We start from the raw sequence: 4,410 nt of genomic DNA, 5'->3' as shown, positions 1-4,410 counted from the left end.
AGGGCTAAATTTCAGATTTCGAGCCGTTGAAAAGGCGATTTTTTTGGGAAAAGCGGTAGGGACACACTGCGTGTGTCCGAATTTTAACCTATTGAAATAATTTGATTCTATAACGGACACACGCAGTGTGTCCCTACGTTCTGTTAAAATTTCTGTTTTTGTGCATTTGCTACATAATACCGTAAAAATTGACCGCACTTTTTTATAGGGAAAGGAGCATAAATAATAAGGCGCATAAATATTACGCCTTCAATTTCCCTTAGGCTGAGAATTTTTGCATATGACGTTTGGGTTGGATTTGGTGGATTGTATTTGTCACGATCCCAATAATAGGTAGTGATGTCCAATCTTTCGTTTTAATATTTTGCATTTGGGAATCTAATGCCATAAAGATAAATTCATCTTGATGGGTAATGAATTCATAGAGATGAAATTCATCTTCACTTTCTAGTACAACAAGATCGCCAATAGAAAGACAATCATTCTTTTCAACGATCAACATATCGCCTTGTTCAATTCCCCAAGCCAGCATATTTGGATTCGTCACACGAATAAAACAGGTTTGCTGTGGACGTTTAATGCAGTAAAGATTTAAATCCAGTTTTTTGCTGAATTTTGAGTTTTTTTCAATATCGTTAAAAAATGGCATTGGATGATAAGAAAACGTCATTTCATTTGGGGTCATCGCATTTGCGTAGTTCATCATCTTTTCCTTAGTTAATAATATGTTTTTTTATACAGGTCAATATACTGGTGTTTCATACAGTTTGTCAACAAGGAATAGAAAAAATTTTTTTGTAAGACAAAATTTTAGAAAAAATATAGTAAACGATCGGCAAATTATCGACCCATTACAAAAAATCAAAGAAAAGGTTTTATTTTAAATGAAATTTAAGCTATCTTTGTTTTGCCTAGGTGGATCATTAATGATCTGAAGTTTAATCTTATTTTTATTTAAATTTATTATGAATACATCACGTTTATTTCATTTTCTTTTCCAAGGTAATTTAGTCAAACGAATTGCTGTTGGTTTAGTTCTCGGAGTGCTTGTTGCCTTGGTTAATTCAAGCATTAAACACGTATTAGGTTTTGATCTTGCTTCAAGCGTTGGCGTATTGGGACAAATTTTTGTTAAAGCTCTGAGAGCGGTGGCCCCAATCTTGATTTTCTTCCTTGTCATGGCTGCATTGGCAACGAAAAAAGTTGGCTCTAAAAGCAATATGAAAGAAATTATTGTGCTTTATCTTTTAGGGACTTTTTTAGCTGCATTAGCCGCCGTAGTTGCCAGTATGCTTTTCCCTTCCGAAGTGGCATTATCGGTGAAAGAAGATGTGACTTCAGCCCCACAATCGGTCACTCAAGTGTTATTAACTTTAGTGCTTAATGTGGTGGATAATCCGATCAATGCGATTTTTAAAGCAAACTTTATTGGTGTATTAGCGTGGTCAATCGGTTTAGGCTTAGCGCTACGTCATGCTTCTGAATCAACGAAACAAGTGGTGGCGGATTTTGCAGAAGGCATTTCTAAAATCGTCCATATTATTATTTCATTGGCACCTTTTGGGGTATTTGGTTTAGTGGCGGAAACCTTATCGGATAAAGGTTTAGAGGCTTTAGGCGATTACTTTCATTTATTAACCGTCTTAATTGGTACCATGCTCTTTACTGCATTTGTGCTTAATCCTATTTTAGTTTATTGGAAAATTCGTCAAAATCCGTATCCATTAGTTTGTACCTGTGTACGAGAAAGCGGCGTTACTGCCTTTTTCACACGTAGTTCTGCGGCAAATATCCCGGTGAATATTGCTTTGGCAAAACGTTTAAATCTTGATGAAGAGACCTACTCTGTGGCGATTCCACTGGGCGCAAATATCAATATGGCAGGTGCGGCGATTACCATTACCGTGCTCACTTTAGCAGCGGTGCATACATTGAGTATGGACGTTTCCTTTGTGAGTGCATTATTGCTGAGCGTGGTTGCGGCACTTTGTGCTTGTGGGGCATCGGGTGTTGCCGGTGGTTCGTTACTGCTTATTCCATTGGCATGTAGTTTGTTCGGTATTTCTGATGATGTTGCAGCGCAAATGATTGGTGTCGGTTTTATTATTGGTATTTTGCAAGATTCCGCTGAAACAGCATTAAATTCTTCGACTGATGTGTTATTTACAGCAGCGGTATGTATGGAAGAAGAACGAAAAAATAGCGCATAATTCAATGATTTTATAAAGGTGGGTGAAAGCCCACTTTTTGTTTTTCCGAATTAGATTCCGCTATACAAAGTGCGGTCATATTTGATAGACTTTTTTCACTTTAAACCCGAAAGAGGAGACCAAAATGGATGAGTTAACCATAGCGACGTTAGTCTTTCTTGTACTCATTATTGTTATTTTATTTTCAACCATAAAAACTGTACCACAAGGATATAATTGGACGATTGAGCGTTTTGGGCGTTATACACGCACATTAATGCCGGGATTGAATATTGTTGTGCCTTTTGTGGATCGTGTCGGTCGTAAAATTAATATGATGGAACAGGTGCTGGATATTCCTTCACAAGAAGTGATTTCTAAAGATAATGCCAATGTTGCCATTGATGCGGTGTGTTTTGTTCAAGTGATTGATGCACGTAGTGCAGCTTATGAGGTGAATCACCTTGAACAAGCAATTATTAATTTGACTATGACAAACATTCGTACGGTTCTCGGCTCCATGGAGTTGGATGAAATGCTCTCACAACGGGATTCTATCAATGGTCGTTTGCTTGCCATTGTGGATGAGGCCACAAATCCATGGGGGATTAAAGTGACCCGTATCGAAATTCGTGATGTTCGCCCACCCCGTGAATTGATTGATTCGATGAATGCCCAAATGAAAGCGGAACGGAATAAACGAGCGGAAGTATTGGAAGCCGAAGGGATTCGCCAAGCGGAAATTTTACGCGCCGAAGGGGAAAAACAAGCCCGTATTTTGAAAGCGGAAGGGGAGCGCCAAGAAGCCTTCTTACAAGCGGAGGCCCGTGAACGAGCCGCAGAAGCGGAGGCAAAAGCTACACAAATGGTTTCTGACGCCATTGCAAGCGGTGATACTAAAGCGATTAATTACTTTATTGCGCAAAAGTATACGGAAGCCTTAAAAGAAATTGGCGGATCACAAAATAGCAAAGTGGTCTTAATGCCGTTAGAGGCGGGGAATTTAATCGGTTCTGTAGCGGGCATTGCAGAATTATTAAAAGGCGATAAAAAAGCTTAAGCTTTTGTTTTATCAAGGTGCGGTTAAAATTGACCGCACTTTTTCTATCAGAGGAGGCAATATGTCAGAATGGTTGACCGCCTGGACATTATGGCATTGGTTGGTGTTAGGTTTTGTATTATTGATTGCTGAAGTAATTGCTCCCGGTGTATTTTTACTTTGGTGGGGATTAGCCGCTTTAGTGACAGCAATTATACAGTTTCTTTTTCCTGCATTTTCATTGGTTGGATTAGCGATTTTTTATGGGGTTTTAGCTTGTATTTTATCGCTCGTTTGGTGGAAATATCAGTACAATAAAGATTGCCAAGATCAGGCTAAAACCTCCTTAAACCAACGTGATCATGCGATGCTTGGCAAGCAAGGTACAGTGCAGGAAATCGCCGTAAATGGCATTGGACGTGGTGCGTTTGACGATACCACTTGGCGTATTCAAGGTGAGCATCTCGCCGTGAATGATCTTGTGAAAGTTGTGCGTGTGGAAGGGATCACGCTGATTGTTGAAAAGGTAACAGAATGAATCATCTTATTATTTTTGCCCATCCTAATTCTAAAGGGAGCTTTGGGCGGGCTGTGGCAGATTGTGTAGCGAAAACCAGCCAAGCCCTTGGTGTGGAAACACAATTTCGCGATCTCTATACTTTAGATTTTAATCCGATTATTTCTTTCGAAGAATTGCAAGGCGTAAATAGCGGCATTATTCCCGAAGAAGTGAAATATGAACATAATCTTATTCGCCAAGCGGATTTAATCACGCTTGTTTATCCCCTTTGGTGGATGGGCTTTCCGGCAATGTTGAAAGGCTATTTGGATCGGGTTTTAAGCCATGGATTTGCTTATAAAACCGAAAATGGGGAATCTGTTGGCTTACTTAAAGGGAAGCAAATGCAGCAATTCATCACGATTGGCAGCAATGTGGAGAAATATAAAGAATTTGGTATTGATAAATCTCTTGATCATTGTCTTGTAAACGGTTTGTTCAATTATTGTGGCATTGAAAATGTGACCTATGAGTTATTGGGTGATCTTCATATCATTGATGATGAAGCACGTCGTGCAATGCTTGATGTTGTCGAGCAAAAAACGCAGGAAAAATTGACCGCACTTTTAAATGGAAAAGCAGTATGAGTACAGAAAAAACACTCGGGGCTGTACTAGATAACT

At 39.2% G+C, this 4,410-nt stretch carries 5 protein-coding genes; 4 read left to right on the top strand and 1 reads right to left on the bottom strand.

Annotation, left to right across the window (positions count from 1 at the left end; genetic code table 11):
* Positions 1-259: 259 nt before the first annotated feature.
* Complete coding sequence (locus tag BKK50_RS12160; protein ID WP_143529832.1) at positions 260-703, bottom strand: LexA family protein; 444 nt, start codon at positions 701-703, stop codon at positions 260-262.
* 262 nt (positions 704-965) lie between these two features.
* On the opposite strand from BKK50_RS12160, the gene sstT reads away from it, so the two are divergent.
* The 4 genes from sstT to BKK50_RS12140 all read left to right on the top strand — a co-directional run bounded on the left by sstT (position 966) and on the right by BKK50_RS12140 (position 4,374).
* On the top strand, positions 966-2,210 hold the full coding sequence (gene sstT / locus BKK50_RS12155; protein WP_077418489.1) for a serine/threonine transporter SstT: 1,245 nt from the start codon (positions 966-968) through the stop codon (positions 2,208-2,210).
* Between the two features lie 124 nt (positions 2,211-2,334).
* Positions 2,335-3,249 carry an SPFH domain-containing protein gene (locus tag BKK50_RS12150; protein WP_077418487.1) on the top strand — a complete coding sequence of 305 codons (915 nt, stop codon included), beginning with the start codon at positions 2,335-2,337 and terminating at the stop codon, positions 3,247-3,249.
* Between the two features lie 61 nt (positions 3,250-3,310).
* A complete protein-coding gene (locus BKK50_RS12145) occupies positions 3,311-3,766 on the top strand; it encodes an NfeD family protein (protein ID WP_077418485.1) in 456 nt (151 codons plus the stop codon).
* Positions 3,763-4,374, top strand: coding sequence for an NAD(P)H-dependent oxidoreductase (locus tag BKK50_RS12140; RefSeq protein WP_077418484.1), 612 nt, complete (start codon positions 3,763-3,765; stop codon positions 4,372-4,374). Before BKK50_RS12145 ends, BKK50_RS12140 begins: the two co-directional genes overlap by 4 nt.
* Positions 4,375-4,410: the final 36 nt, after the last annotated feature.

The organism is Rodentibacter rarus, from assembly GCF_001998965.1.
Classification (GTDB): Bacteria; Pseudomonadota; Gammaproteobacteria; order Enterobacterales; family Pasteurellaceae; genus Rodentibacter; species Rodentibacter rarus.
The sequence above is the reverse complement of the archived record's forward strand: the minus strand, read 5'-3'. Positions and strand labels throughout refer to the sequence as shown.